Source organism: Pseudonocardia sp. GCM10023141, assembly GCF_042653605.1.
In genome coordinates this window covers 162,408-189,136 of record NZ_JBHSIR010000021.1, presented here as the reverse complement: position 1 = coordinate 189,136, position 26,729 = coordinate 162,408, and the positions used below count along the sequence as shown (strand labels likewise).

Here is a 26,729-nt window from a genome sequence, read left to right as displayed (position 1 = left end):
GCACCCCACCTCGGGTGCCGCTCAGGTGGTGGCGATCCTCGCGAACGTCGCCTGTGCCAGTCGCGCCAGGTCGGCCGGAGCCAGCTCGATCTCCAGGCCGCGCCGACCGCCGCTGCAGAACATCGTCACCAGGTGCTCGGCAGAGGCGTCCACCACCGTCGGCAGCCGCTTGCGCTGGCCCAGCGGCGAGATGCCGCCCGCGACGTAGCCGGTGGTGCGCTCGGCGACGGCGACGTCGGCCATCTTCGCCCGCTTCCCGCCGACGGCCGCCGCGAGCGCCTTGAGGTCGAGCATCGCCGACACCGGGACGACGCCGACGGTGAGCGTTCCGTCGACCTCGGCGACGAGCGTCTTGAACACGCTGCCCGCGTCGATTCCCAGCGCCTCGACGGCCTCCAGGCCGTACGCCGCGCCCCGGCCGTGCTCGTAGGTGTGCACGCGATGGGCGACGCCCGCCTTCGCGAGCAGTGCCGTTGCCGGGGTTCCCTTACCTGCCACCCGCGCCACGATAGGGAATCAGCCACGGGTGGGCGGTGTTGGCGGGTAGGTGACACACGCAGTGATGGAGGCTCCGACAGCGGCCGGTGTGCCGATGTTGACACCGCCGGGTGAGACACGTCCGACAGGACCTGACGGCACGAGGCGCGTAGGCTCTGAGCGTCATTCGGTCGCCGGGGCGGTGGCCGTTCCCGGGGTCGCGTTCCGCGCGGTCCGGCATGAGAGGAGCGCGGTGCCCAGCACCGAGCAGGCCGCGAAGGTGGCCGCCGACCAGGCGCAGGCGGAAGCAGCGGCCGATGCGCTGCTGGCCGCGGCGCCGGTCGACCCTGAGCAGGAGTCGGCCGAGGATCGTGCCGCACGCTTCGAGCGTGACGCGATGCCGCTGATCGACCAGCTCTACGGTGCTGCGTTGCGCATGACGCGCAACCCGGCCGATGCCGAGGACCTCGTCCAGGAGACGTTCCTGAAGGCCTACTCGGCCTTCCGCACGTTCCGCGCGGGCACCAACCTCAAGGCGTGGCTGTACCGCATCCTCACCAACACCTACATCAACGGTTACCGCAAGCGGCAGCGCCAGCCGTTGCAGTCGCCCACCGACGAGATCACCGACTGGCAGATCGCGCAGGCCGGTGAGCACACCTCGCAGGGCTTGCCGTCGGCCGAGATGGAAGCGCTGGACCGGCTCCCGGACAACGACGTCAAGGCGGCACTGCAGCAGCTGCCCGACGACTTCCGGATGGCCGTGTACCTCGCCGATGTCGAGGGGTTCGCGTACAAGGAGATCGCCGACATCATGGGTACGCCCATCGGCACCGTCATGTCGCGGTTGCACCGCGGCCGGCGCCAGCTTCGTGACATGCTCACCGACACCGCTCGGGACCGGGGATTCCTCCGGGGCGAGCAGGAGGTGTCGTCATGAGCTGCGGCGACCACCACGAGACCGACTGCTCCGAGGTACTCGCCGAGGTCTGGCTGTTCCTCGACCAGGAGTGCGACAAGGACCGGCGCTCGCTGCTGGCCCAGCACCTGGACGAGTGCCAGCCCTGCCTCGCCGAGTACGGCATCGACGAGAAGCTCAAGAGGCTCCTGGCCACCAAGTGCGGCGGTGAGCACGCCCCCGCGGGCCTGAAGGACAAGTTGCGCCAGCAGATCCGCGTCGCGGTGCTGGAACAGGCCCAGGTCACGGTGGAGACGGGCCCCGAGGGCGTCACCACCACCACGGTGGAAGTTCGCTCCACCCGCATCGAACAGCGCGGCTGATCCGCTCGCGCCCGAACTGACCGTCGAGAACGAAGTTGTGGTGATCAACAGGCCCTGTTGATCACCGTAACTTCGTTCTCGACGGTTGGTGTCACGTGTTCGGCTTCTTGCCGTGGTTGGCGCCCTTCTTACCGCGGTCGCGGCGCTTGCGTGCACGCTTCGACATGTCTGCCTCCTCACTTCGATCTAGTGCTGGCTCAATTGTCCCACGGCCCCGTGGTTGGATGATCCGGTGTCCACGTTGAGCGAGCTGCTCGCGGAGCACACCGACCTGACCGGTGACGCTGTCGAACACCTGCAGCGGGTCGGTGCCGAGTGGCAGTTGCTCGCGGACATGTCGTTCGCCGACTTCCTGCTCTGGGTTCCGCTGGCCAAGGTCCCTGGTGAGGAGCCGCGCCCGGGCACGGAGTTCCTCTGCGTCGCCCAGGTGCGTCCCACCACCGCGCCCACGGCACACCCCGACGACAAGGTCGGCGCGCGCTCCACCGAGGTGGAGAACCCGTACCTGCGCCGGGCTGTCGTCGAGGGTCGCATCTGCCGCGAGGAGAACCCGCGGTGGCACCTCGAGGTGCCCGTGCGCTCCGAGACGATCCCGGTGCGGCTCGACGGCGACGTGATCGCCGTGCTGTCGCGGGACACGAACCTCGCGATGCCCCGCGTGCCGAGCCCCCTGGAGATCTCCTACCTGGGCAGCGCGTCGGACCTGTGCCAGATGGTGGCCGACGGCACCTTCCCGCCGCGCACCGCGCTGGGTGGCTCCGACACCAGCCCACGCGCAGGCGACGGCCTGATCCGCCTCGACGCGTTGGGCCTCGTCGCGTACGCGAGCCCGAACGCGCTCTCGGCGTACCACCGCATGGGCCACGCCAGCGACCTCGTGGGACTGCGCCTGGCCGATGCCACGCGTGACCTCGTCCACGACCCGTTCGACTCCGCCGAGGTGGCCGCCCGCATCACAGCGGCGCTCGAGGGGCGGTACTCGCTGCGGATGGAGGCCCGCGCGCGGGAGGCCGTGATGCTCGTACGAGCGCTGCCACTGCGCCCCCGGGGTGATGCGGCCGGGGCTCTGGTGCTGGTCCGTGACGTCACCGATCTGCGCCGCCGGGACTTGGCGCTGCTGTCGAAGGACGCCACCATCCGCGAGATCCATCACCGGGTGAAGAACAACCTGCAGACGGTGGCTGCACTGCTGCGCCTACAGGCCCGCCGCACAGCGATCCCGGAGGCCCGCCGGGCGCTCGCGGAGAGCGTGCGGCGTGTCAATTCCATCGCACTCGTCCACGAGACGCTCTCGGCGTCGGTCGACGAGCGCGTCAGCCTCGACGAGCTCGTCGACAAGGTGCTGCCGGCGATCGGCGACGGCGCCACGGCCGAGTCTCGGGCCAAGGTCCGCAGGGAGGGCAGCTTCGGCACGCTCCCGGCCGCGCTCGCGACGCCGCTCGTGCTGGTGCTCACCGAACTCGTCCACAACGCGCTCGCCCACGCGTTCGCCCCCGGGGTGTCCGGCGAGGTCATCGTGTCGGCCCAGCGGTCGGCCGCCGGGCTCGACGTGGTGGTGGCCGACGACGGGCACGGGCTGCCGCCCGGCTTCGACCTGGAGACGTCCGACGGGCTCGGCCTGCAGATCGTGCGCACGCTGCTCGACTCGGAACTCGACTCCGCACTGCAGGTCAGGGCCCGGTCGGGGGGCGGAACGGAGGCCGTCATCAGGCTCTCGCTCCGGGGGCGTTAACCTACTTCCTGAGACCGGCGGCCCGAGTCGCAGGCAAGACGGGTCGCGGTCCCTCCAGCGGAAGCTGTCCTCGTGCTTCTGATGGAAACGACCACGGGCCCGGAACCGGGTGCAGTCCGGTTTCGGGCCCGTGGTGGGAATCCGTGGTGCTGTGTTGCTCGTGGTTGCTGTACTGCTCGTGTTGCTGCTTGCTCTGGTCTTGCGGTGTAGCTGTAGATCGTGAGGCTTGTATCAGGCGGTGCGTGCGCGCGTACGCGCGTTGCGACGCTTGAGTGCGCGTCGCTCGTCTTCGCTCATGCCGCCCCAGACGCCTGCATCCTGGCCGCTCTCAAGTGCCCAGGTGAGGCACTCGGTGACCACGGGGCAGCGCCGGCATACAGTCTTGGCCTCGGCGATCTGCAGCAGCGCAGGACCGCTCGTCCCCACAGGGAAGAAAAGCTCGGGGTCCTCGTCGCGGCAAATAGCGCGGTGACGCCAGTCCATGGTGCTCTGCTCCTCGTACTTGCGCGATCGGGGTCGCGCCGATCGTCTGTCACGGTGTTTCCGCGCTTGTGAAGGATTTCACGAGCGCGCTCGATCTTCAAGGGGCCAGGTCCATCCAGGTGAGGACTCTCACCCACTCATCGCAACGATGATCGACACGAATGGTTACTGCTTCGCGTCCCCGTCACGATGAGCGATCGACCCTGTCCCTGCCCGCAGACCCGGTTACCCGGTTCCTCGCGGACCATGCGAGAAAACTTCCTCGCGATCGCTCGCTTTCGCCTGACCTACCTTGGGCCACCGTTTGACCTGGTGCGAGCCCTTATCGGCTCGACGGTCCACGTGCATCGGTGAATGGACGATCCTGTCACCCATGCGGGTGACCTCCGCAGGTCGGCTGCGACGAACAGCCCTCGTAGCACGACGACGCGTAGTGACGTGTGCACGCACCGCAGCGACATCGGGTCGACAACGCGAATGTGAACAACGGCTGAACTCGCCGGCGTATTCCGCGGATGCGGCGGCGCTCAGGGCTTTCCGGCTGGGGCGCTCGCCGGCGTGGTCGACCGGATTTCGGGGAGCCGGAAACAGATCACCAGTGCCACGACCGGTGCGACCGCCAGCACCAGAATCGCCGCGCCGAGCCCGGAACTGTCACCGATGGCGCCGAGCACGGGGGTGAAGACGCCGCCGACGGAGACGGCCAGCCCGAGCGTCACGCCCGACGCCGTGCCCACCCGGGTGGGCAGGTAGTCCTGCGCCAGCGTCGTCTGCACGCTGAACGGCAGGTACGTCGCGACCCCGAGCACGGCCGTGGCGACGAAGGCCCAGGTGACTGACGGCGCCAGCAGCAGGCCGGCCAGTCCGGGCAGTGCCAGCAGGTAGCCGATGCGGATCGTCGGCACCCGCCCGATGCGGTCGGCCAGCCGGCCGCCCACGATCGTGGAGACGGTGCCCACGGCGAGCAGCGTTGTCAACGCGGCGCTGCCGACTGCGGGGCCGGCACCGAAGCGCTCCCGCAGAAACAGGGCGATGAGGGTGGACAGGCCGAAGAACAGGATCGAGCGCATCACGACAGCGACGCTGAGCAGGGCGAACGGGCCCCAGCGGTCCGTTCCGGCGTCGGCGCTGCGGGCGGGGGCCGCGATCGGCCCGCCCTGGCGGCGCTGCAGGACGACCAACACCACGACCATGGCCAGCGCCGGTGCGACGAGCAGCGGCGTGCCGCCCAGCCCCGTGCTCAGCAACACGGCGGTGGTGGCAGCGGGCCCGATGGCGAACCCGAGGTTGCCGCCGACCGCGAAGATGCTCATGCCTGTTGCGGTGCCACCGCCCGCGATCCGCGCCGAACGGGCGGCCTGCGGGTGGTAGGCGGCCACCCCCAGCCCGGAGAGCGCGACGGCGGCCCACGTCAGCGCGTAGCTGTCGGTGAGTCCCGACAGGCCGATGCCGAGCCCCGCCACGCCGAGCCCGGCGGGCACCATCCAGTGCATCTCGCGCCGGTCGGTGAGCAGGCCGAACACCGGCTGGGCGACCGACGACAGCACGGTCGCGGCCAGGGTGATGCCCGCCGCTGCGGCGTAGGTGTAGTGCCGCTCGATCACGAGGAGTGCCACGAGTGCCGGCACCGCGCCCTGGTACAGGTCGTCGACGACGTGGCTGGCGCTCAGCACGGCCAGGCGTGCGCGCTGGTACATCGGTGTCTGCTCCTCAGGTTGTCGGACATGTCAACGCGGTACCGGACGGCGCCGACGGCCGCGGATCAGGACGAACGTTGCGCGGCGTGCAGCTGTGCGAGCGTGTCCTCGACGTTGTGGCGGGTGGCGAGCACGGCCGCCGCGGCGTCACCGGCCCGGATGGCGGTCACCAGGTCGTGGTGGGCGCGGGTGGCCTCGTCGTGATCGTCGGCCGTGCGCAGGTCCTCGTCGCGGACGAGGTCGAGCAGCGCCTCGCGCAGTGCCGTGGTGAACGACGCGAACACGTCGGTGAGCACGGGGTTGTGGGCGGCGGCGATCACCGCGCGGTGCACGGCCAGGTCGGCGTCGACGAACGCCGCTGGTCCCTCGGCGCGCCCCCGCGCGGCCATCGCGGCGTCGAGGGCGACGAGATCGGCGGGCGTACGCCGGGCTGCGGCCAGCCGGGCTGCCTCCAGCTCCAGCGCGATGCGCACCTCGTAGACGTCGGCGATCGCGGCCCGGCGCAGGTGCCGCTCCCAGCCCGGCACGGCCGTCGGGGACGCGACGAAGGTGCCGGCGCCCTGCCGGGCCTCCAGCTGGCCGCTCGAGATCAGCGAGCGCAACGCCTCTCGGACCGTCGAGCGGCCCACGCCGAGCAGCCTACCCAGCTCGACCTCCCCCGGTAACCGGTCGCCGACGTCCCACTCGCCGCTGCGGACGATCCGGTCGAGCTCGGCGGCCGTCTGCTCGACGAGCGACGACCGTTCGACGGGGCGGACGGACACGTGGTTCTCCCGGTAAGTTCAGGTTGTCTGACAAGTAGACTACTTGTGGTACTCGGCGGCGGCAACAGTGCGCGGCCTATCCTCGAACCTGTGATGGCCGACAAACCGACCGGCCCGCCGCTGCAGGTGCGGGCCGCGGGCGGGCTCGTGACGCTGGAGGGGCTCGCGGCGCTCGCGTTCGTGGCGGTGCTCGGCATCGGTGCCGCGCAGTCCGATCTCCCGCTGCGTGCGGTGCTCGCCGAGGCCGGTTACTTCCTGATTCTCGGCGTCGCGCTGGTGGCCGTCGGCGTCGGCCTGCTCACCGGCCGCCGCTGGGCGCGGACTCCGGCGATCGTCGTGCAGTTGCTGCTGCTCCCGGTGGTCTACTCGCTGATCGGCCCGTCGCAGCAGCTGCTGCTCGGCATCGTGGCCGGGGTGTTCGTGGTGGCCACGTTCATGCTGCTGATCAGCGACGCCTCCCGGATCTGGTCGATGGGCCTCGACCTACCCAGTCCCTGATCGGGCCGACTACCGCGGGGAGCCGAGCTTCGCGAGGGCGGTGCCGTCGAGGCGGAACATCGTCCACTCGTCCAGCCCCACCGCGCCGAGGGAGCGGTAGAAGGCGATCGAGGGCTCGTTCCAGTCCAGGACGCTCCACTCCAGCCGCCCGTACCCGCGCTCGACGCAGATCGCGGCCAGCCGCGCCAGCAGCGCCGTGCCGAGCCCGCCACCCCGTTGCTGCGGCGCGACGATCAGGTCCTCGAGGTAGATGCCGTGCACACCCCGCCATGTGGAGAAGTTGAGGAACCAGAGCGCGCAGCCCACGACCGCCCCGCCGGCCTCCGCGACGTGGCCGAACAGTGCGGGGGTCGAACCGAACAGCGCGGCGGTGAGCTGCTCCTCGGTGAGGTGGCAGGAGGCGGCCTCCCGCTCGTACTCCGCGAGCGCGTGCACCAGCCCGACGATCGCCGGCACGTCGCCGGGAACCGCCTCGCGGATGGTCATACCAGCACCCCGAGGTTGACGTGGTCCAGCCGCGGTACGCCGCGCTCGTGCCCGAGTACCGCCCACGACGCGGCGTCCATGGAGAACCGGACCCCGTCGGTGGCAGGCCGCTCGATCCAGCGGGCGATGAGGACACGGCTGAAGTGGCCGTGGCCGACGAGCACCACGTCGCCGTCCGGCAGGATCGCGGCGGCGTCGGCCAGCACGGCATCGGCGCGCGCGGCCACCTGCTCAGCGGTCTCCCCGCCCGGACAGGGGTGTGTCCAGACGGTCCAGCCCGGCACCGTCTCCCGGATCTCGGGTGTGGTCATGCCCTCGTAGTCGCCGTAGTCCCACTCGACGAGTCGCTGGTCGACGGCGTCGGGGTGCAGGCCGGCGAGCGATGCGGTGTCGCGGGCCCGGACGCGCGGGCTGGTCAGGACCTTCGCCGGCGGCGCGGTGTCGCGCAGGCGCGCTCCGAGCGCACCGGCCGCCGCCGCGAACGTGCGGCCGCGCTCGGTCAGCGGGACGTCGGAACGGCCGGTGTGGCGCCCGGAGAGCGACCACTCCGTCTCGCCGTGGCGCAGCAGGAAGATCCGCCCAGAGGTCACGGATGCGGAGCATAGTGCGGGCCGCCACGGGGTGCCTGCAAAGATCAACCGCCCGGATCAACCGCCCGGCGGATGGGCGTGCACCGTCGCGGCCGTGAGCCGCGGCACCGCGTGCGTGAGCCGGTGCTCGGCGGCGTGCGCGGTGGCGTGGGCCTGCTCGATGCTGACGCGGGCGGGCACGGTGAGATCGACCTCGGCGCGCAGCGCGTGCCCGATCCAGCGCAGCCGCACGCTGTCCACGTCCACCACCCCGGCCACGTCCCGCAGCGCCGCGATGGCCTGGTCGACGAGCGCCGGATCGACGGCGTCCATCAGCCGCGCGAGCACCTGGCGCGCCGCACCCCACGTCACCGTCGCGATCATGGCCGTGATGGCGAGCCCGACCACGGGATCGGCCCACCGCCAGCCCAGCGCCGCACCACCCGCGGACAGCAGCACCGCGAGCGACGCCAGCGCATCGGCGCGCGCGTGCAGGCCGTCGGCAAGGAGCGCGGCCGACCCGATCCGCCGCCCGGTGCGGATGCGTAACTGCGCCGCCACCTCGTTGCCCGCCGCCCCCACCAGCGCGGCGACCGCGACGGCGCCGATGAAGCGCATCTCGCCGGGCTCGGCGAGCCTGCGGATCGACTCGTAGCCCGCCAGCACCGCGGAGCCGAGGATCACCAGCACCACGACGACGCCCGCAACGTCCTCGGCCCGCCCGTAGCCGTAGGTGAACCGGCGCGTGGGCGGGCGCCGGGCCAGCAGGAACGCGATGCCCACCGGCACGGCCGTGAGCGCGTCGGCCACGTTGTGCAGGGTGTCCGACAGCAGCGCGACGGATCCGGACGCCACCACGACCACCGCCTGCACGGCCGCCGTGGCGCCCAGCACGGCCAGCGACGTCCCGAGCGCGCGCATGCCGGCCCGGGACGCCTCGAGCGCCGGGTCGATGCGGTCGGCGGCGTCGTGGCTGTGCGGGACGACGACGTGTCGCACCGCTGCCCAGGCGCGCTGCCCAGGAGCGTGGCCGTGGCCGTGTCCGTGCCCGTGTTGCGCCGGAATCCCCATGTCGAGCACTATATGTGCTCATGTACGCACGCGACGACAGTGCAACAGCCGAGCAGTGGCAACAGCTGCCGGCCGAGGACCACGTGGACGTCGCGACGGCCTCCTTCCGGATGCTGGCCGACCCCACCCGGGTGCGGCTGCTGTGGCTGCTCTGCGGCGCGGAGCGAGACGTCACCGATCTCGCGGCGGCGGTGGGAGCCGCCCGGCCCGCGGTGTCGCAGCACCTGGCCAAGCTGCGCATGACCGGGCTCGTCAGCACGCGCCGCGACGGGCGGCGCGTGCTCTACCGCGCCCGCGGCGGGCACGTCCGCAGGTTGCTGGCCGAGGCGATGGAGGCCGCGGCGCACGTGGTCACGGGCGCGCCGGACCATGCCTGATCAGCGCATCGCGGCGAGGTAGCGATCGGTCTCGTCGAGCGCGTCGAGCACCGCCGGATCGGTGGTCGCGGCGGCGGCGGCCGTCACGGCGTCGACGAGCGCGGGGGAGCGCAGCCAGTCCAGCACCACGGCCGCGCTGTCGGGCGACCAGTAGGGCGGTGCCCGGTACGGCCCGGCCAGGTGCCCCTTCGCGATGACGAGGTCGCGCAGGTGCTGGGCGGCGGCGCCGTCGGCGAGGTGCCAGCGACCGATCAGGGCAGCGACGTCGGGCACCAGCATCCCGAACCCGCAGAGCACGTCGCCGACGTCGTACGGGCCCGGATGGGTGCCCAGCGTGCGCGACCAGAACGCGTCCAGCACGTCGAGGACGGCCGCCCGCTGGTGCGGCGGCCACTCGCTCCACCGGGAGCCGGCCAGCGCCGCGAGCGTCGGCTCGATCCCGAGCCAGCGGCACTGCCCCGTCACGACCAGCTCGACCAGGCGCGCCGCGGCGGGGCCGAACGGGAACGAACCGGGGATCCCGCCCTGATCCGGGGGACGATCCCATGACCACCACCCCCATCGAAGTGGGCGCAGGCGCCTCCCAGCTGCTTCCCCCCGACGGCCTCACGACCGCGCTGGTGCGCGGCGAACCGTTGCCCGCGAACAGACCACCGCCAACGCGCGCACCTGCCTGGAGCAGGCCGGCACGATCCTGCGTCCAGACCGGCTCGAGGTGCGGCACAACTCCGAGTGGCTCGCGGCCATGGAGCTCCCGGAGATCCTCGGCCACGCCCAGCACGGCACGGTCGCCCAGCTGCTCGAGCGCGGCGACTTCGCCGCACGCCACGCAGGTGGGCGACCGATCGCGCTGTCGGAGTTCCTCCACCCCGTGCTGCAGGCCATCGACTCCCTCGCCGTGCGCGCCGACGCCGAGATCGGGGGCAACAACCAGTTCTTCAACCTCGTCATGCGCCGCGACGTCCAGCGGGCGGCCGGGCACGCATCGCAGGTGGTGCTCACGATGCCGCTGCTGGAAGGCCTCGACGGCGTGCAGAAGATGGGGAAGTCGGCAGGCAACGCCGTGTGGCTGACCGAACCGGCACCGAGCAAGTTCGGCGAGATCATGTCGATCCCCGACACGCTGGTGGAGCGCTACGCGCTGCTCTGCACCGACATGGACCCGGTTGCGGCCCGTGCGCTCGGTGCTGCGGCGCAGGCGGGCGGCCCACCCGCTGCCGCGACCAAGCGGCGGGTCGGGGCCGCGATCGTCGCGCTCCACCACGGCGCGGCTGCCGTCGACGCGGAGGACTTCGACCGTCGGTTCCGCCGTCACGAAGAACCTGCGGCCGTGCCGGTGCTCGCCCTGCCGGTCGGTCACCCGGTCTCGCTACCGCGGTTGCTCGTGGACGCCGGCTTCGCCCGGTCCGCGAAGGAGGTCCGGCGGCTCATCGACGGCGGAGGCGTGCGGCTCGACGGTGCCGTGCTGGGCGGCGGCGACTACACCCGCAACCGCGACGAGCTGGTCGGCCGGGTCATCGCGGTCGGCAGGCGCCACGTCGTCCGTCTCACCGGGTGACACCCGGCTGCCGCGGTGAACCGGCAGCGGTTAGGGCCTTTGGCCCTTTCAGCGTGCTGCCCGTGCGCGGAGCATGGACGCTGAGGGCGGAGGTTCCGGTCTCCGAAGGACCACCCGCCATGGATCTACGGCAGATCACGGGACTCATCGCCCACGTGCTGCTCGGCCTGTACTGGCTGTGGGTGATCTCGAGCTCGGCGCCGCAGCTGCGGCGCGGGGCCCGGGACCGGCCGCGGCGGCTCCGCATCCTGATGATCAAGACGGCCGGTGTCGCGGTCACGGCGCTCGCCGTCGGGGTGATCCACTTCTGGGCCACGGAGTGGTGGCACGTCATCGCCGCTCTGGTGATCGCCGTGGCACTGGGCCTGCTGCTGCACCGGGCCTACCGCACACAGGTGGCCGCGCCACGGCACCGGCGCACGCTCACGCAGCGGGCGCGCCGGTTCGAGAGCCACTTCCGGCCGCCACCGGTCGCCTGACGCGAGCTCGACCGCAGCCGTCAGGCGATGTCGAACCGGACGTGGTCGATCCCGAAGTGCTTCAGGCGGCGGTAGAGGGTGGCGCGCCCGATCCCGAGCGCGACCGCGGCATGCGCCCGGTTGCCGCCGGCGTCGCGCAGGGCCTCGATGATCAGATCCCGCTCGGAAGACTCCAACCGCGACAGCAGGCGCCGGCTCGACGAGAGGCACCGGGCGGGCAGGTCGGACAGCCCGATCTGGCCGACCGGCCGCGACGTCAGCGCCGAGCGCAGCGCGACCTCCAGTTCGGCCGCGTTCCCCGGCCACCGGTAGCCGCACAGCGCGCGGACGGCGTCGGCGGAGCAGCTCAGCCGCCGTCCCGGAGCGATGCGACGCAGGAGCGCCGCCACCATGGCGCTGATGTCGTCGGGCCGGTGCCGCAGCGCCGGGACGGTGACCGAGGCAGCGAAATGGCCGAGGAGGTCGTCGAGGACGGGATGCGGGGACGTGGTCGGCGACGTCGCGGTGGCGACCAGCCACGAACGGTCGACGGCGCCGGGGGGCCGCTCCCGCAGGGCCGTGTCGACGGCCGTAGCAGCGGCGGGTTCCATCCGGTCCAGATGACGGAGCACGACCGTGGCGTCGTGATCGTCGAGCGCTTCGCGCAACCGGTCGGCGACCGCGGGCGCGGCGCACTCGATGGTGCGCAGCCGCGACGTCGGCCACCGCTCCTGGTGCGCCGCGGCGAGCATCGCCAGCTTCCCGACGCCGTCCTCACCCAGCACGATGAGCGGCGACCGGTGCGCCGCGGCCAGCCGCACCTCCCGGCAGCACCGCTGCCAGGCCGGTGATGTTCCGGCCAGCCCGGGCAGCGATCCGTCCTGGATGATCCGCTCCGCGGTGCCGGCCCGCTGTGCCTGTGCCGCCGGTGCTCGGGATGCAGCGGCCCTCGATGCCGGCGCGGCACCTCCGAAGGTGATCTCCAGGATCGCCCCGACCGGCCGGGCGTGGTGCAGGACGTGCGTGCAGCGCAGCCGGCTCGGGCCCTGCGAGAGCACGACGGTCGAGACGGTCTCCCGCGCGTTCTCCAGGAACTCGACGGCCCGATCGCGCAGGTACTCCTGGTCGGCGGCGGTGAGTTGCACCGCTGCCCGCGGGCAGGTGATGAAGAAGTCGGCGGCCACCGCGATGACAGCCTGCTTGGTTCGCATGCGCGCGGTGACGAACTCGCGCATCACCATCGTCGCTGCGTGGCCGCTGCGGTCACGCAGCTCCCGTTCGACGTCGTTGGCTGCTTCGAGCGCGAGCAGGCGCATCGTCGGGTTGGCGTCGGCGCTCAACGTGGTGATGTCGATGATCCCCTCGACCCGCCCGCTCACCGGGTTGCGGATCGGCGCGCCGGCGCAGGCGAACGGTTGCAGCCGGTCGGTGAAGTGCTCGGCACCGACGACCATGGTGGCGCCACGTCCCTCCAGCGCGGTGCCCACCCCGTTCGTGCCCGCGTGCGCCTCGGCGTAGCTGAAGCCGGGTGCCAGCGAGATGTCGTCGAGCATGCGCAGCAACTGGTTGTCACCGACGCGGCGATCCAGGATCCGGCCGCGGGTGTCGGTGAGCACGGCGCAGACCGACATGTCCGACAGCTGCGTCTCCAACCGGTCCAGCACCGGCCGGGCGTGGTGGACGAGTGCCCCGGCCAGGTCGAGGTCGGGCTGGTAGGGGACGTCGAAGTGGTGCGCGTCCACACCTGCCAGCCGGGAACGACGCCAGGAGGCCAGTATCGGCTGCCGGACGACATCGGGCTCGAGATCGCCGTCCTCGAGGAACCGTTCCCGCGCCGCGACTACCGCGTGCACCCGACGCGTCGGCCTCACGCCGATCACCACCCCGTACGACTCGGCTCCAGTGCTGCGGCCAGCGTTCGGCACCTTCATGATGCCTGCACGAGGTGCCGAACGGTAGGCCGGTGGCAGCGCCCGGATCCGAGATCAGGGGAAGGTGATCAGCGGTTTGATGATGCCGTCCTCCTTGGAGGTCATCATGTCGAAGGCGTGGCTGACGTCGTCGAACGGGAACGTGTGCGTGGTCATGGGGGTCGGGTCGATCCGGCCGCTCTGCATGAGCCGGAAGAGCCGGTTCATGCGCTCGTTGCCGCCGGGGCACAGACCCGTGTGGATCGACTTGTCGTTCATCCCGAGCCCGAAGGCGTCCAGCGGCAACTGCAGTGGGGCCGGGTTCTCGCCGTGGTAGCCGATGTTGGACACGCGCCCGCCTGCCTTGGTGACCCGCAGGCACGCCTCGAACGTCTGCGGGAAGCCGAAGGCCTCGATCGCGGCGTCGACGCCTTCGCCGCCGGTCAGGTCCATGATCTGCTCGACGGGGTCGCCCTGCGTGAAGTCGACGATGTCGTCGGCACCGAAGCGCTTGGCCAGCGCCTGGCGCTCCGGCCGGGACTCGACGGCGATGATCCGCCCGGCGCCCATCAGGTTGGCGCCCATCGTGGCGCACAGCCCGACCGGTCCCTGCGCGAAGACCGCGACGATGTCGCCGAACTGGAGGTAGGCGTGCTCGGCGCCCATGAAACCGGTGCTGAGCATGTCGCAGGTGTAGACGGCCTGCGCGTCGGTGAGGTCGTCCGGGATCGGGGTGAGGTTCGCGAAGGCGGCCGGCACGACGAAGTACTCGGCCATGTTGCCGTCCATCTGGACGGTGTACTTGTAGCCGCCGAGCGGGCCGCCGCACTGGCTGGTGTAACCGCGCTGGCAGTAGTGGCACCGGTAGCAAGGGGTGACCGCGTTGACGGCCACGCGCTGCCCCTCCTCGAACCCGGTCACGGCCGAACCCAGCTTGTGGATCACGCCGACGGACTCGTGGCCGAGCGTGCGCCCGTCCGGCACGGGCAGCGCACCCTTCACGGTGTGCACGTCGGAGGTGCAGATGAGCGCGGCCGTGACCTTGACGATCGCCTCCTCCGGTCCCGGCTCCGGAATCGGCTTCTCCACCACCTCGGTCTCGCCGACCTTCTTGATGACGAACGCGCGCATCGTGCCTGCCATGGGGGCTCCTTTGCCGGGCTGGTCGGAGCCATCATGGGTAGTTGGCACGGGGGCGGAGGTCCCGATCTGAGACAGTCCTCACGCTGCAAGCGGTCATTCCCCGCGCTAAGATGCCGAGCCTTTTGGGCGAGCTGGAACATCGCCCAACGACGAGCGGCGCCGGCCGGCGGAATGTCTCCGCTGGTCGGCGCCGCTCGTCGGGGCCCGGATCGGGCTGTAGCGATCAGGCTGCACTGATCAGGCTGCGGCCTTCGTCTCCCAGAAGATCTTGTCGATCTCGGCGATCAGGTCCAGCAGTTCCTGGCCGGAGGCCGGGTCGTTGGACGCCTTCACGCCGCCCGCGCCCGCAGCCTTGGTGGCCTTGTTGAACAGGACGTGCAGGTCCGGGTACTTCTCGAAGTGCGGGGGCTTGAAGTAGTCGGTCCACAGCACCCACAGGTGGTGCTTGACCAGGTCCGCGCGCTGTTCCTTGATGTCGATCGCCCGTGCCCGGAAGGTCGGGTCCTCGTTGGCCTGGTACTTCTCCTGGATGGCCTTGACCGACTCGGCTTCGATCCGCGCCTGGGCCGGGTCGTACACGCCACAGGGGAGGTCGCAGTGAGCGGTGGCCTCCAGCCGCGGGCGGAGAATGCGGGACAGAATCCCCATGGGTCCTCCTGGTGGTGATCGTTCTGGCTGGGACGACCCTACCCCTGCGGTTCGTGGGCTACAGAGTGTGGAGATGGTTCATGCGCTGGCGACGGGTGGGTGTCCGCGGGCCGTCCATGTCGCCGACCCTCGGTGACGGCGATGTCGTGCTCGCCCGTTTCGGTCGTATCACCCGATCGGGTGATGTGGTGCTCGTGCGGTGGAGCAGCCGGCCCGGGCAGCTCTCCGTGAAGCGCGCCGTCCGGCCCGACGGTGCCGGCTGGTGGGTGCTCGGCGACAACCCCGACGGCTCCACCGACTCGCGGACGCTGGGGCCCGCCGATGTCGTGGGGGTGGTGCGGCTGCGGCTGTGGCCGCGGCCGGGGCGGTTGCGGGCCCGTCCGGACGGCCCCGAGGGTGACGAGATCGACCGCCACGGGCCCTGTCCCACGGGATAGGATCACCTCGTACCCGACAGCCGAACCTCGGCGGTCCGCGCCACGACAACCCGTGGCCCGCTCCCCGAGAGGCCGTTCGGCACCGTGACACGGCAACTACCCGCCACCTCCGGTGCACGGCGAGCGAGCGCCCTTCTGTGGCGCCACCGAACCTGAGCACGAGAAAGTGGCTTCGACATGACCATCGTCCCGGAACGAACCCGGCCCGAATCCGCCATCACCGCCGACGAGGTGTTCGCGGCCCACCTGGGCGGCAAGCTCTCCACGGGCCTCACCGCACCCCTGCAGAACGCGCGCGACCTCGCCATCGCCTACACCCCCGGTGTCGCCGACGTCAGCCGTGCCATCGCCGCTGATCAGACGCTCGCGGCCCGCTACACCTGGGCCAACCGCCTCGTCGCCGTGGTCAGCGACGGCACCGCGGTGCTGGGCCTCGGTGACATCGGCCCCCGGGCCGCGCTGCCGGTGATGGAGGGCAAGTCCGCGCTGTTCAAGACGTTCGGCGGGCTCGACTCGATCCCGATCGTGCTGGACACCACCGACGTCGACGAGATCGTCGAGACGCTCGTGCGGCTGCGCCCGAGCTTCGGCGCGGTGAACCTGGAGGACGTCTCGGCACCGCGGTGCTTCGAGCTGGAGCGACGCCTCATCGAGGCGCTCGACTGCCCGGTCATGCACGACGACCAGCACGGCACGGCGATCGTCCTGCTCGCGGCGCTGCGCGGCGCCTGTGCCGTGCAGGACCGCCCGCTCGCCGACCTGCGCGTCGTGATCTCCGGGGCAGGCGCCGCCGGCATCGCGTGCGCTCGGATCCTGATCGCGGCGGGCGCGAGCGACGTCACGGTGCTCGACTCCCGTGGCGTGATCCGGCTCGGCCGCAGCGGCGTCACCGGCGAGAAGGCCCTGCTCGCGGCCGTCACGAACCCGCGCGGCATCAGCGGAGGGCCCGGCGAGGCGCTCGACGGCGCCGATGTGTTCGTCGGACTGTCCTCCGCGCTGCTGCCCGAGGAACTGCTGGCCCGGATGGCGCCCGGCGGCATGGTCTTCGCGCTGTCGAACCCGGATCCGGAGGTGCACCCGGACGTCGCCGCCCGCCACGCCGCGATCGTCGCAACGGGGCGCAGCGACTTCCCGAACCAGATCAACAACGTGCTGGCGTTCCCCGGGGTGTTCCGCGGCGCGCTGGATGCCGGTGCCCGCCGGATCACGGAGCGGATGAAGTTGGCTGCGGCGGAGGCCATCTTCTCCGTGGCCCGCGACGACCTGGCGGCCGATCGCATCGTGCCGAGCCCGTTCGACCCGCGTGTCGCGCCGGCTGTGTCGGCAGCCGTCGCCGCGGCGGCGAACGGCGATCCTGACTCGGAGTGACCTCCAATTGGGGGTCTTGCCTGCGACTTCTCCCACGAGTGGCCCTGTTCGTCACACAGCGTGCTGACCAGGGCGTTCACTCACTCGGGGCGGCGTAGGCCGATCGGGAACATCGGCCAGAACGTGTGGCCGCGAGCGTCGTTGTGTTGTGTGACGCCCGTCGCCACATGCCCAGGAGATGCCCGTGAGAGAGCTCGGACAGCGCGTCGGGAACGGTGCTCCCCGAGACCCGTCGGTCGAGCCCGACGGGTCGGGCCGGTTCCTCCCCGACGCCGTCGTCCGGGCCGACCTGCGGCGGTCGCGGCAGGCGGTCTTCGGCCCCGAGGTGCACCCGCAGGCGGCGCTGTTCGCCTCCCGGCTGGCGCAGGCCGTCGGCGACTCCCCGCTGCCGGGCGGCGAGCCCGTCACCGACCCCGGGTCGCTGCGGCTGGTCACCGGGAGTGCGGCGCGGGCGGACCCCGACCGCGAACCGGACGACCTCCACCAGGACGGACCCGAAGCCGACTGGACCGAGTTCGGCTCGCCGCGGGTCCTGCCCGCGCTGCGCGACGCCGTCTTCGGTGACGGCCCGGCCGTCGAGCGCACGATGAACGTCCGTCGGGTGGCGTCGGCCGGACCGGAGTCGGTGCGGCTGCCCAGCGCGCCCGCGCTCCTGTGTGACCGGGCCGATCGCATCCTGCGGGCCAACGCGGCGCTGTTGCGCCTGATCGGTGCGGGCGACGAGCACCGCGGCGGCGCCGACATCGACCTGACGGGGATGCGGCTCGCGCAGCTCGTGCACGGGCCCGACACCGACTCGCGGCTCGTCCGCGCCGACGGCAGCCTCGCGCGGGTCCGGGTGATCCGCTGGGAGCTGCCCGACGAGGAGCTCTCGGCGGTGGTGCTCGTCGACCTCGGCGAGGGGGCGTCGTCGGCGGCGGGTCGCCCGGCAGACCACAGCTGGACCGCCGAGCTGGAGCGCCTCGCCCGCGTCGGCACCTGGAGCTTCGAGCTCGCCACCAGCACGCTGCACCGCAGCGAGACGCTCGACGAGCTCTATGTCTCGGTAGGGATCGACCCGCACTCCGACGCGGCGGCGAGGGTGGAGAGCGAGCAGGTGGCGCTCCTGTCGCAGGGCCTGCACGCCGGTGTCCGCGACGGCAGCCATCACGCCGAGCTGCGCCTGCCCGGTGACCGGCTGCTGAGCTGCCGTGCCGAGGTCGAGTGCGCCGCCGACGGCACACCCGTGCGCCTGGTCGGTGTCGTCCGTGACGTGACCACACCACGGATCGTCGATGGGCGCCTGCAGCACTCAGGGCAGCGCTTCGCCGACCTGATGGCGCTCATCCCGGACGGTGTCGGGCTGATCGACGGCTCCGGGCGCGTCGTCGACGCCAACGCGGGGCTCTGCGCACTGCTCGGCGTCACGGTGGAAGGGCTGCGCGGCGTCGCCGCAGCGGCACTGGCCGCCGACCGCCAGCAGGGTTCCCCGCTGGGTGCGCTGCCCGGCTGGCTGCGCGCCGTCGCCCCCGGCACGCAGCACGGCTACCGGATCGAGGCCGCCCCGCTGGTGCGCGGCGACGGCACGGTGGTCTGGTGCGAGCTGTCCATCGCCACCACGTCCTCCGACGACGGCGGCTGGTTCTGGCTGGTCGTCTGCCACGACATCTCCGAACGCAGGCGGGCAGCCGAGCTGCTGCGCAGCGCCGGCACCGTGGACGAGCTGACCCGGCTGCCCAACCGGGCGGCGAGCCTCGAACTGGTGGACCGGATGCTCGCCGGACCCGGCCGCGACCGCGTGGCGGTCGTCTGCGGCGACCTCGACGACTTCCAGCGCGTCAACTCCTCGCTCGGGCACGAGGCGGGCGACGACCTGCTCGTCACGCTCGCGGGCAGGCTGCAGCGCGAGCTGCCCGTCGGGTGCACGGCGGCACGGCTGTCCGGCGACGAGTTCGTGGTGATCTGCGCCGACCACGCCATGGTGGGTGGACCTGACCAGCTCGCCCGCATCGTCGCCGACCTGCTGCGCATCTCCATCACGGTGCACGGCCGCCCGGTGCAGATGACCGCGTCCGTCGGGCTGGCCACGCCGGTGCCCAGCGGCGAGGTGCGTGCGGCCGACCTCCTGCGGTTCGCCGAGGTCGCCATGCGCGACGCCAAGCGCCGCGAGTCCCGTGGCGGCATCGGGATGGCCACCGACGGGGTGGTCAACTCCGCCACGCGCGCGCTGGAGCTCGAGGCCGAGCTGCGGGCGGCGATCGCCAGCGGCGGGCTCGTGCTCGACTACCAGCCCGTCGTCGGCCCGGACGGCACGGTCCTCTCGGCCGAGGCGCTGGTGCGCTGGCCGCACCCGGAACGCGGCCTCATCCCGCCCGGCGAGTTCCTGCCCGTCGCCCAGCGCAGCGGCCTCCTGCGCGACCTCGACCTGTGGGTGCTGCGCACCGCGGCGACCGAGGCGGCCACCTGGCCGTCCCACGAGGGGCGGCAGCCCTCGGTGGCGGTCAACCTTGCCGGGCTGCTCCCCGGGGAGCCCGACTTCCTCGACATCGTCGCCGACATCGTCGCCGACAGCGGCCTGGCCTGGGAGCGGCTGACCCTGGAGCTGGTGGAGACCAGCCTGGTCGCGCTGCCGCCACACGCACTCGCCGCGATGGCGGAGCTCACCGCAAGGGGCCTGCGCTTCGCGGTCGACGACTTCGGCACCGGCTACTCGTCGCTCGCGCGGCTCAAGGAACTCCCCGCCCAGATCATCAAGGTCGACCGGGCCTTCGTGACGGGGGTGGGCGAGGACCCCGCCGACTTCGCCGTCGCCCGCGCCGTCGTCGACATGGCACGCGCCATGGGCCGCACCACCGTGGCCGAGGGCGTCGAGACCGCCGACCAGTTCCACGTGCTGCGCGGGATCGGCGTCGACGCCTACCAGGGCTGGCTGTTCGCCCGGCCGCTGGCACCCGGCGTGCTGCGTGAGGCGCTGGCGGGCGGGCGGCTGCCGACCCCGGCCGCGTCGCCGGGATACCGGGAAGCGGGGCTCTGAGCTGCGCTGATTTCGCCGTTCCGACCCGGTGATTTCGCGACCCAAGACCGCTCACGCCGGGGCGATGATCCAGGTCGCGATGAACCGGCTGATGGCCGCACGGTTGGCCGGTGAGGACATCGACCCGCACGGCCCGATCGAGACCGAGGCCGCCCGCCGGTTAGCAGAAGACCTCACGGACTGATCACCCAGGTTCGACAACACCCTCTGAGTCGGGACGGATTGACCCGCGAGTTGAGGTGGACGGCATCGCGCGTCGGGAAGGACCTTTGCGTTGAGGTGCTCGTCGAGTTGTGGCGGTGGCGTCGCCGGCGGTCGGGTCCGGCTGGGACGGTGCCCCGGCTCTCGCCGGTCGGTCCGGCTTCGTGGAGTACCCGGCTCTCCCGCCGGTCCGATTTGGTCGTCTGCTTCGGACTTCGTGCCGCCGGTCGGCTGGAGTCGGGTGGCGTGCCCGGCTTTCGTGCCTGCCGGTCGGGTGCGGCTGGGTGGTGTGCCCTGGCTTTCGTGCCGCCTCGCCGGCGGGGCAGGGCTCCGGGGAGGGTTGGGAGGACACTTTGGGGCCTGGGGTGCGCGCTGCGTGCGCACGGGCCCCCTCGCCCGGCAGGGCTCCCGGGAAACCTGGCCAGGCGTAGCCCGCAGCTACGGGGTCAGTGCAGGTCAGCGCGCGAGTTGGGACAGATTGACCCGCGAGTCGGGGTGGATGGGCTCGCGAGTCGGGCTCACGCGCGTCCGGGCGGCTGATTTCGCCATCTCGACACGTGATTTCGCGAATCCGGCACGGCGGCGGTGCTCGGCGGCGGGCCGGCGGGCCTGCTGACGAGTTTCAAGATTCTTCCTGGGGCCTCCCGGGCGAGACCGAAATTGTCGGTGATCGAATGCATGTGCGAGCCATGAAGGATCCGGTCCGGCCCTGGGAACGGGCGGCAGCGCTGCCGCCCCGGGCCGGAGCTGGCCGTGGTCCTCGCCGCGATGGTGTGGAGCGAGATCCCCAACGCCCACATCGGTGACGTGGTCGCCGCGTGGGCTCGGCAGCGGGCGCATGATGACGCCGAGCTGTTGATCGGGATGGTGCACCTCGCCCGCTCCACCCCGCTCGATGAGCTCGGCGACGCCGAGGTCGGGCGCGCCGGGACCTCGTATGCGTGGGGGTCGTCGGAGATCGCCGCCCTGCTGACCTTGACCCCGACCGCCGCCGATCGGGAGCTCGGGCTGGCCGAACACCTCCACGATCACCTGCCAGTGGTGTTGGCGGCCTTTCGGGCTGGGCGGATCGACCGGAGCAAGGCGTGGATGTTCTGCGAGTACCTCGATCCCGCTGAGTTGTCGGCGGCGCAGATCGCTGTGGTGTGTGAGCGGTTGGTGCCGGGTGCGTCGGGGTGGACGACCCGGCAGCTGGCGAACCGGTTGTGGCGCGCGATCCTGGCCATCGACCCCGCCTATCAGCGGCGGAAGTGTCGGGGTGCGGTGGAGAAGCGGGGTGTGTCGTGTCATCTGGATCCGATCACCGGTACCGCCACGGTGTCTGCCCGAGGGTTGCCGCCGGATGAGGCTGCTGCGGCGTGTGCGCGGTTGGATCGGCTTGCCGAGACCGCGCGCCGCAAGGGCTGCGCGGGAACGCTCGGGCAGATCAGTGCCGATCTCTACCTCGGCATGCTCGACGGGCGGTTCCACGGACTGGCCGAGACCCAGATCATCGACGCCCTGATCGGTGACACCGAACTGGTCCGGGAAGGGGTCGAGGTCCACATTGGACTGCCCACCCTGATGGGGCGTGATGAGTGGCCCGGGGAGATCGCCGGGGTCGGGCCGGTCTCCGCTGATGTCGCCCGTGCTGCGGTGGCGCGGCAGTATCGGGGTGGGTCGTGGGAGTTCGCGATCGTCGACGAGACGGGGCAGCTGCTGCATGGCGGGTTCCTGCGCAGCCGTCCGAAGACTGGCGGGGATCAGAACTGCATCGGGCCGGGTTGCGCCCGCACCGCGCGACGCTCCGATCTGGATCACACGCTTGATCGCGGCAAGGGTGGGGACACGGTCGAGGAGAACGCCGGCCCGGCTTGCTACCGCCATCACCCGGACAAGGACCGGGGCTGGGCACTCTCCCAGCCAGTACCGGGACGGTTCGTCTGGACCAGCCCGCTCGGCAGGGTCTACACGACCCGGGGTGAGCCGATTCGCCACGATCTGCCCGAACCGCAACCCGCTGAACACGATGAAGGGGGTCGGCGCCACCCGCCAAGTGGATCTACGCATCCTCTGGCGGCCGGTCGCCCCGCCGCAGCGGCCACCGCCCGCCCAGATCGAGATCGACACCGAGCCGCCGCCGTTCTAGTCCGTCCGGCGAGGACACATTCCGCCCACAGGTGGTGCACCGTCGCGGCACAGGAGCCGCGGTGAACGTGGATCACATGACGATCCACTGCAGCGGCCCGCAGCGTCAGAACCCCGTCCCTATCGCCGACGTCTCAGTCCGGAGGGGTTGACCGCACCCCTTGTGAACCGCTTAACTGAAACGCATCAGTGATGCGCTTCAGTACCTCGGAGTCACCGTGACCGCAACCGTCAACCAGCCACTACTCCCGCAGGCCATGAGCCGGTCGGAACTGCAGGACCATGTCGATCACCTCGCCGCGCGTCCCGAGCTCTGGCAGCACCTCGTCACGTTCGACGGGTCCGGGCAGCGGCACTACGTGTCACTGCACCGCGACGACGTCGTGGACGTCTGGCTGCTGTGCTGGAACACGGTCGACGACACCGGGTGGCACGACCACGACATCTCCTCCGGAGCCGTTGCCGTGGTGCAGGGCGCCGTGCGGCAGAGCACGCTGCGCCTGGCCGACGGCCCGGTCGTCGAGGACTTCGCCAGCGGTGAGTCGTTCACCTTCGGCCCCGACCACATCCACCGCATGACCGGGGCCGTCGACGGTTCCGTCTCGATCCACGCCTACTCGCCGCCGCTGACGCGGATGGGCCAGTACTCCTTCGACCGTGAAGGCGTGCTGCGTCGCACGTCGGTGGGCTACGAGGAGGAGCTGCGCTCGCCCGAGGGCGCCGTCGACTGAGCGACCGCTGTGGATCCGCGTTCCACCAGCTCGGGCCGGAACGTCTGCGGTCGGCGCCGGCCGCCGGCTTCGATGGCGCGCACGAGCTGTGCCACCGCCGATTCGACGATGCCGGCGCGATCCCAGGCGAACGTGGTGAGCGGGGGCACCACCAGCTCCGCCGTCTCGTGGTCGTCGTAGCCCAGCACGGACAGGTCCGTGGGCACGGCCAGGTCCAAGCGGCGGGCCGCGAGATAGCAGCCGTAGGCCATCGAGTCGCTCAGGCAGAACATCGCGGTGGGGCGATCCGCGACGGCGAGCACTTCCTCGGCAGCGGCTGCCGCGCCCGCCACGGACGCCGGTGAGCCGACCAGCACGACGTCGAGGCCGAGCTCCTCGCCGTGGCGTTTGGCGAACACGCCGGCCGGGCGGTCGGGTGTGCTGGGGGTGGACGGGGTGAGCACGGCGACCCGGCGGTGGCCCAGGTCGGCGAGGTGCTCCAGTGCCATCGCGACGCCGTGACGGTTGTCGAACAGCACGCAGCCGGCCTTGGGGGCGGCCAGCAGCGCGTCGCCGATGGTGACCACCGGGACGGCTGCGCTCAGGTCGGCCCAGAAGTCGGCGGCCGGGTCGAGCGGTGACACCAGCACGCCGTCGACCTGCTGGTCGAGCAGCTGGCGCGCCAGCTGTCGTTCGCGGTCGGGCTCGCCGTTGGCGTCGGTGATGATCGCGTAGCGGTCCTTGGCCAGCAGCCCGCGCGACAGCTGCACCGCGAGGCCCTGCTGCCAGAGGTCCTCGAGGGAGCCGCACAGGACGCCGACCATCCCCGTGCGCCCGCCGGCCAGCGCCCTGGCGATGGGGTTGACCTCGTAGCCGAGCTCGCGGGCGGCGGCACGGACCCGCTCCTGCGTCTCGACCGGCACCTGCAGCCCGCGCAACGCATAGGAAACCGCAGCGGGGGAGAGGCCCGTCGCTGCCGCGACGTCCTTCAGGGTCGTCCGCCGACGGCGTTGCACGCGGGCGAGCCTACGGGGGTTGGGCTCGCAGGGCTTGCCGGCGTCCGCGCGCGCCGGGATCGAGGTTGGGCCAGAGGGGTGATCATGGTGACGGCGGGTGGTCGCGGAACTGTCACAGTTGTCGCGACTGTCGGCTGATCGGGATAGCCTCTTGCGACGCGGCGACCGGCAAGGGGTCGTCGGTGAACACGGAGGTCTCCCGGATGATCGAATTCCGGGGCGTGACCAAGCGCTTCCCCGACGGCACGGTGGCAGTCGACGAGCTCGACCTCACGGTGGATGCCGGGAAGATCACGGTCTTCGTCGGTCCATCCGGATGTGGCAAGACCACTTCCCTTCGCATGATCAACCGGATGATCGACCCGAGCGGCGGCACCATTACCGTCGACGGTCGCGACATCATGTCCACCGATGCTCCGGATCTCCGTCGGGGCATCGGCTACGTGATCCAGCAGGCCGGGCTGTTCCCGCACCGCACCATCCTCGACAACATCGCGACGGTGCCGCTGCTGCTGGGATGGGCCAAGGACAAGGCCCGCAAGCGCGCCACCGAGCTGATGGAGATCGTCGGGCTCGTGCCCGAGATGGCCAAGCGCTACCCGGCGCAGCTCTCCGGTGGGCAGCAGCAGCGCGTCGGCGTCGCCCGGGCGCTGGCCGCCGACCCACCCATCCTGCTCATGGACGAGCCGTTCAGCGCCGTCGACCCGGTGGTGCGCGAGACGCTGCAGGACGAGCTGCTGCGGCTGCAGTCGGAGCTGGGCAAGACCATCGTGTTCGTCACCCACGACATCGACGAGGCGGTCAAGCTCGGCGACAAGGTGGCCGTGTTCCGCACCGGTGGCCTGCTGGCCCAGTACGACGAACCGGGGCGGCTGCTGGCCCGTCCGGCCGACAGGTTCGTCGACAACTTCGTCGGGCGCGACCGCGGCTACCGCGGGCTCGGCTTCCTGTCCTCCGCCGACCTGCCGCTGGGCGAGCTGCCCACGGTCGCGCTCGGCGCGCAGGTGCCCAAGGGCTCCGGCTGGGTACTCGTGGTCGACGAGCGGCGCCAGCCGCAGGGCTGGTTCCACGGCGCCGAGCACGGCGGCGCGCTCGTTGTCGGCGCCGAGCAGGTCGTACCGGGTGGATCGCTCTACGACGTCAGCTCCGGCTCGTTGCGCAGCGCGCTCGACGCCGCGCTGTCGTCGCCGTCCGGGCAGGGTGTGGCGATCGACGCCGACGGTGCCGTCGCCGGCTCGATCAGCGCCGACGACGTGCTGCGCGCGCTCGCCGACACCCGGCGCGACGAGCCCGTGGCGTGAGGCGCCGTCCATGACCTGGGTTCTGGGCAACCTGCCCTTCATCCGCGGCCTGATCCTCGATCACCTGGTGTTCGCACTGGTACCGGTCGTGATCGGGCTGGTGCTGGCGATCCCGATCGGCTGGCTCGCCAACCGCACGCGGCTCGGGCGCACGATCGTGATCAACCTGGCCGGCCTGCTGTTCACGATCCCGTCGCTGGCCCTGTTCGTGATCCTGCCGATCATCCTCGGCACCGGCATCCTCGATCCGCTCAACGTGATCGTGGCGCTGACGGTCTACACGATGGCGCTGCTCGTGCGCAGCGTCGCCGATGCGCTCTCCGCGGTGCCGCCGCTGATCGTCAACTCGGCCACGGCCATGGGTTTCCGGCCGATGCGGCGGTTCCTCACGGTGGAGCTGCCGATCTCGGTGCCGGTCGTGCTGGCCGGGCTGCGCGTCGCGACCGTGTCCTCCATCAGCATGGTCACGGTCGGCTCCGTCATCGGGTTCGGCGGGCTGGGCCGCATGTTCACCGACGGGTTCCAGCGCAACATCCCGGAGGAGATCATCGCCGGCATCGTGCTCGTGCTCGCCATCGCGCTCGTCATCGACGGGCTGTTGCTGCTGCTCGGGCGCCGCCTCACCCCGTGGGACCGCGTCGCCGCAGCCGTGGGGAAGGCCACATGACCCTCTTCGGCTGGTTGTTCGACCCCGCCAACTGGAAGGGGTCGGGAGGGGTGCCGCAGCGACTGGTGGAGCACCTCGGCTACAGCGCGCTCACGATGATCATCGCGCTCGTCATCGCGATCCCGATCGGCGCCTGGATCGGGCACAGCGGCCGCGGGGGTTTCGTCGTCGTCGGCCTGGCCAACGGGTTGCGAGCACTGCCGACGGTCGGCCTGCTGGTGCTGCTGGTGGGAGCCGTGGGCATCGGCCTGCTCGGCCCGCTCGTGGCGCTCGTCATCCTCGCGGTCCCACCGATCCTGGCCGGCACCTACTCGGGTGTCCGCAACGTCGATCGCTCGGTGGTCGACGCCGCCAAGGGCATGGGCATGCGCGGACGCGACATCCTGTTCCAGGTCGAGCTGCCCAATGCCCTCCCGCTGATCATCGGGGGTGTCCGAAGTGCACTCCTGCAGGTGATCTCCACTGCCACGATCGCGGCATACGTCGCGCTCGGCGGGCTCGGCAGGTTCATCATCGACGGCCTGTCCGTACGTGACTTCCCGCAGATGATCGCCGGGTCGATCCTGGTGGCGGTACTCGCCATCGTGGCCGATCTCCTGCTCGCCGGCCTGCAGAAGCTGCTCGTCTCGCCCGGCCTACAGGCCGCCCCGGTGAGCCGACGCAGATCTCGGGCCGTAACCGAATCCCGACCTGCTGCCGCACAGGCGGCATGATCCCCCGCACGGAGGACGACCGAA

27 protein-coding genes and 2 pseudogenes are annotated in these 26,729 nt (G+C 71.5%); 16 read left to right on the top strand and 13 right to left on the bottom strand.

Annotated elements, in window-relative coordinates:
* Nucleotides 1-21: 21 nt before the first annotated feature.
* On the bottom strand, nt 22-498 hold the full coding sequence (gene ybaK, locus ACFPFQ_RS11235; protein WP_379617574.1) for a Cys-tRNA(Pro) deacylase: 477 nt from the start codon (nt 496-498) through the stop codon (nt 22-24).
* A gap of 301 nt (nt 499-799) precedes the next feature.
* Between ybaK and ACFPFQ_RS11230 the strand changes: the two genes are divergently transcribed.
* A complete protein-coding gene (locus ACFPFQ_RS11230; RefSeq protein ID WP_379617626.1) occupies nt 800-1,417 on the top strand; it encodes a sigma-70 family RNA polymerase sigma factor in 618 nt (205 codons plus the stop codon).
* Nucleotides 1,414-1,758: a mycothiol system anti-sigma-R factor gene (gene rsrA / locus ACFPFQ_RS11225; protein ID WP_379617572.1), complete on the top strand. Its 345-nt coding sequence runs from the start codon at nt 1,414-1,416 to the stop codon at nt 1,756-1,758. Before ACFPFQ_RS11230 ends, rsrA begins: the two co-directional genes overlap by 4 nt.
* Before the next feature lie 91 nt (nt 1,759-1,849).
* Here the strand turns inward: rsrA and ACFPFQ_RS11220 are convergent, their stop codons facing one another.
* Entirely contained in the window at nt 1,850-1,924 is a 75-nt protein-coding gene (locus ACFPFQ_RS11220; protein WP_379617624.1) for a 50S ribosomal protein bL37, read from the bottom strand.
* Nucleotides 1,925-1,990: 66 nt separating this feature from the next.
* On the opposite strand from ACFPFQ_RS11220, the gene ACFPFQ_RS11215 reads away from it, so the two are divergent.
* Nucleotides 1,991-3,490 (top strand): sensor histidine kinase, encoded by a 1,500-nt coding sequence (locus ACFPFQ_RS11215; protein ID WP_379617570.1) that lies wholly within the window; start codon nt 1,991-1,993, stop codon nt 3,488-3,490.
* A 231-nt stretch (nt 3,491-3,721) separates the two neighbouring features.
* Here the strand turns inward: ACFPFQ_RS11215 and ACFPFQ_RS11210 are convergent, their stop codons facing one another.
* The 3 genes from ACFPFQ_RS11210 to ACFPFQ_RS11200 all read right to left on the bottom strand — a co-directional run bounded on the left by ACFPFQ_RS11210 (nt 3,722) and on the right by ACFPFQ_RS11200 (nt 6,434).
* Nucleotides 3,722-3,973 (bottom strand): WhiB family transcriptional regulator, encoded by a 252-nt coding sequence (locus tag ACFPFQ_RS11210; protein WP_075950692.1) that lies wholly within the window; start codon nt 3,971-3,973, stop codon nt 3,722-3,724.
* 527 nt (nt 3,974-4,500) lie between these two features.
* On the bottom strand, nt 4,501-5,670 hold the full coding sequence (locus ACFPFQ_RS11205; protein WP_379617568.1) for an MFS transporter: 1,170 nt from the start codon (nt 5,668-5,670) through the stop codon (nt 4,501-4,503).
* Between the two features lie 65 nt (nt 5,671-5,735).
* Entirely contained in the window at nt 5,736-6,434 is a 699-nt protein-coding gene (locus ACFPFQ_RS11200) for a FadR/GntR family transcriptional regulator (RefSeq protein ID WP_379617566.1), read from the bottom strand.
* Between the two features lie 93 nt (nt 6,435-6,527).
* Between ACFPFQ_RS11200 and ACFPFQ_RS11195 the strand changes: the two genes are divergently transcribed.
* Nucleotides 6,528-6,932 (top strand): hypothetical protein, encoded by a 405-nt coding sequence (locus ACFPFQ_RS11195; RefSeq protein ID WP_379617564.1) that lies wholly within the window; start codon nt 6,528-6,530, stop codon nt 6,930-6,932.
* Between the two features lie 9 nt (nt 6,933-6,941).
* On the opposite strand, the gene ACFPFQ_RS11190 is transcribed toward ACFPFQ_RS11195, so the two are convergent.
* Genes ACFPFQ_RS11190 through ACFPFQ_RS11180 form a run of 3 tightly spaced genes read right to left on the bottom strand, consistent with a single transcriptional unit; the run spans nt 6,942 to nt 9,058 of the window.
* On the bottom strand, nt 6,942-7,418 hold the full coding sequence (locus ACFPFQ_RS11190) for a GNAT family N-acetyltransferase (RefSeq protein ID WP_379617562.1): 477 nt from the start codon (nt 7,416-7,418) through the stop codon (nt 6,942-6,944).
* Nucleotides 7,415-8,008 (bottom strand): acid phosphatase, encoded by a 594-nt coding sequence (locus tag ACFPFQ_RS11185; protein ID WP_379617560.1) that lies wholly within the window; start codon nt 8,006-8,008, stop codon nt 7,415-7,417. Before ACFPFQ_RS11185 ends, ACFPFQ_RS11190 begins: the two co-directional genes overlap by 4 nt.
* Before the next feature lie 57 nt (nt 8,009-8,065).
* On the bottom strand, nt 8,066-9,058 hold the full coding sequence (locus ACFPFQ_RS11180) for a cation diffusion facilitator family transporter (protein WP_379617558.1): 993 nt from the start codon (nt 9,056-9,058) through the stop codon (nt 8,066-8,068).
* Between the two features lie 20 nt (nt 9,059-9,078).
* Here ACFPFQ_RS11180 and ACFPFQ_RS11175 point away from each other — a divergent pair, with 20 nt between their 5' ends.
* Nucleotides 9,079-9,435 (top strand): ArsR/SmtB family transcription factor, encoded by a 357-nt coding sequence (locus ACFPFQ_RS11175; protein ID WP_379617556.1) that lies wholly within the window; start codon nt 9,079-9,081, stop codon nt 9,433-9,435.
* Here ACFPFQ_RS11175 and ACFPFQ_RS11170 read toward each other — a convergent pair whose 3' ends face one another.
* Nucleotides 9,436-9,900, bottom strand: coding sequence for a hypothetical protein (locus ACFPFQ_RS11170; RefSeq protein ID WP_379617554.1), 465 nt, complete (start codon nt 9,898-9,900; stop codon nt 9,436-9,438).
* Nucleotides 9,901-10,060: 160 nt separating this feature from the next.
* Between ACFPFQ_RS11170 and tyrS the strand changes: the two are divergent.
* Both tyrS and ACFPFQ_RS11160 read left to right on the top strand, forming a co-directional pair.
* Nucleotides 10,061-10,993, top strand: a pseudogene (gene tyrS, locus ACFPFQ_RS11165) (tyrosine--tRNA ligase); the annotation flags it as partial.
* A 119-nt stretch (nt 10,994-11,112) separates the two neighbouring features.
* Nucleotides 11,113-11,472 (top strand): hypothetical protein, encoded by a 360-nt coding sequence (locus ACFPFQ_RS11160; RefSeq protein WP_379617552.1) that lies wholly within the window; start codon nt 11,113-11,115, stop codon nt 11,470-11,472.
* A 20-nt stretch (nt 11,473-11,492) separates the two neighbouring features.
* On the opposite strand, the gene ACFPFQ_RS11155 is transcribed toward ACFPFQ_RS11160, so the two are convergent.
* The 3 genes from ACFPFQ_RS11155 to sodN form a co-directional block, all read right to left on the bottom strand.
* Nucleotides 11,493-13,322, bottom strand: coding sequence for a sigma-54-dependent Fis family transcriptional regulator (locus ACFPFQ_RS11155; protein ID WP_379617550.1), 1,830 nt, complete (start codon nt 13,320-13,322; stop codon nt 11,493-11,495).
* 114 nt (nt 13,323-13,436) lie between these two features.
* On the bottom strand, nt 13,437-14,504 hold the full coding sequence (locus tag ACFPFQ_RS11150; RefSeq protein WP_379617548.1) for an NAD(P)-dependent alcohol dehydrogenase: 1,068 nt from the start codon (nt 14,502-14,504) through the stop codon (nt 13,437-13,439).
* Between the two features lie 237 nt (nt 14,505-14,741).
* Entirely contained in the window at nt 14,742-15,146 is a 405-nt protein-coding gene (sodN, locus tag ACFPFQ_RS11145; RefSeq protein WP_379617622.1) for a superoxide dismutase, Ni, read from the bottom strand.
* Between the two features lie 86 nt (nt 15,147-15,232).
* Between sodN and ACFPFQ_RS11140 the strand changes: the two genes are divergently transcribed.
* The 6 genes and pseudogenes from ACFPFQ_RS11140 (at nt 15,233) to ACFPFQ_RS11115 (ending at nt 23,029) form a co-directional block, all read left to right on the top strand.
* Nucleotides 15,233-15,589: a S26 family signal peptidase gene (locus ACFPFQ_RS11140; RefSeq protein ID WP_379617546.1), complete on the top strand. Its 357-nt coding sequence runs from the start codon at nt 15,233-15,235 to the stop codon at nt 15,587-15,589.
* Nucleotides 15,590-15,766: 177 nt separating this feature from the next.
* The gene (locus ACFPFQ_RS11135; RefSeq protein ID WP_379617544.1) at nt 15,767-16,957 is read left to right on the top strand and encodes an NAD(P)-dependent malic enzyme; all 1,191 of its coding nucleotides are present in this window, start codon (nt 15,767-15,769) and stop codon (nt 16,955-16,957) included.
* Nucleotides 16,958-17,141: 184 nt separating this feature from the next.
* Nucleotides 17,142-19,970: a putative bifunctional diguanylate cyclase/phosphodiesterase gene (locus ACFPFQ_RS11130; RefSeq protein ID WP_379617543.1), complete on the top strand. Its 2,829-nt coding sequence runs from the start codon at nt 17,142-17,144 to the stop codon at nt 19,968-19,970.
* Nucleotides 19,971-20,013: 43 nt separating this feature from the next.
* A pseudogene (locus ACFPFQ_RS11125) lies at nt 20,014-20,154 on the top strand (IS5/IS1182 family transposase); the annotation flags it as partial.
* A 770-nt stretch (nt 20,155-20,924) separates the two neighbouring features.
* Entirely contained in the window at nt 20,925-22,364 is a 1,440-nt protein-coding gene (locus tag ACFPFQ_RS11120) for a DUF222 domain-containing protein (RefSeq protein ID WP_379617542.1), read from the top strand.
* A gap of 152 nt (nt 22,365-22,516) precedes the next feature.
* Nucleotides 22,517-23,029, top strand: coding sequence for a cysteine dioxygenase (locus ACFPFQ_RS11115; protein WP_379617540.1), 513 nt, complete (start codon nt 22,517-22,519; stop codon nt 23,027-23,029).
* Here ACFPFQ_RS11115 and ACFPFQ_RS11110 read toward each other — a convergent pair.
* The gene (locus ACFPFQ_RS11110; protein ID WP_379617538.1) at nt 22,987-24,024 is read right to left on the bottom strand and encodes a LacI family DNA-binding transcriptional regulator; all 1,038 of its coding nucleotides are present in this window, start codon (nt 24,022-24,024) and stop codon (nt 22,987-22,989) included. The two genes, ACFPFQ_RS11115 and ACFPFQ_RS11110, sit on opposite strands and share 43 nt — an antisense overlap.
* A gap of 203 nt (nt 24,025-24,227) precedes the next feature.
* Here ACFPFQ_RS11110 and ACFPFQ_RS11105 point away from each other — a divergent pair, with 203 nt between their 5' ends.
* The 3 genes from ACFPFQ_RS11105 to ACFPFQ_RS11095 are packed head-to-tail and all read left to right on the top strand — an operon-like array spanning nt 24,228 to nt 26,705.
* On the top strand, nt 24,228-25,325 hold the full coding sequence (locus ACFPFQ_RS11105) for an ABC transporter ATP-binding protein (protein WP_379617536.1): 1,098 nt from the start codon (nt 24,228-24,230) through the stop codon (nt 25,323-25,325).
* A 10-nt stretch (nt 25,326-25,335) separates the two neighbouring features.
* Nucleotides 25,336-25,992 (top strand): ABC transporter permease, encoded by a 657-nt coding sequence (locus ACFPFQ_RS11100; protein WP_379617534.1) that lies wholly within the window; start codon nt 25,336-25,338, stop codon nt 25,990-25,992.
* The gene (locus ACFPFQ_RS11095) at nt 25,989-26,705 is read left to right on the top strand and encodes an ABC transporter permease (RefSeq protein WP_379617532.1); all 717 of its coding nucleotides are present in this window, start codon (nt 25,989-25,991) and stop codon (nt 26,703-26,705) included. The genes ACFPFQ_RS11100 and ACFPFQ_RS11095 overlap by 4 nt, the downstream gene beginning before the upstream one ends.
* Nucleotides 26,706-26,729: the final 24 nt, after the last annotated feature.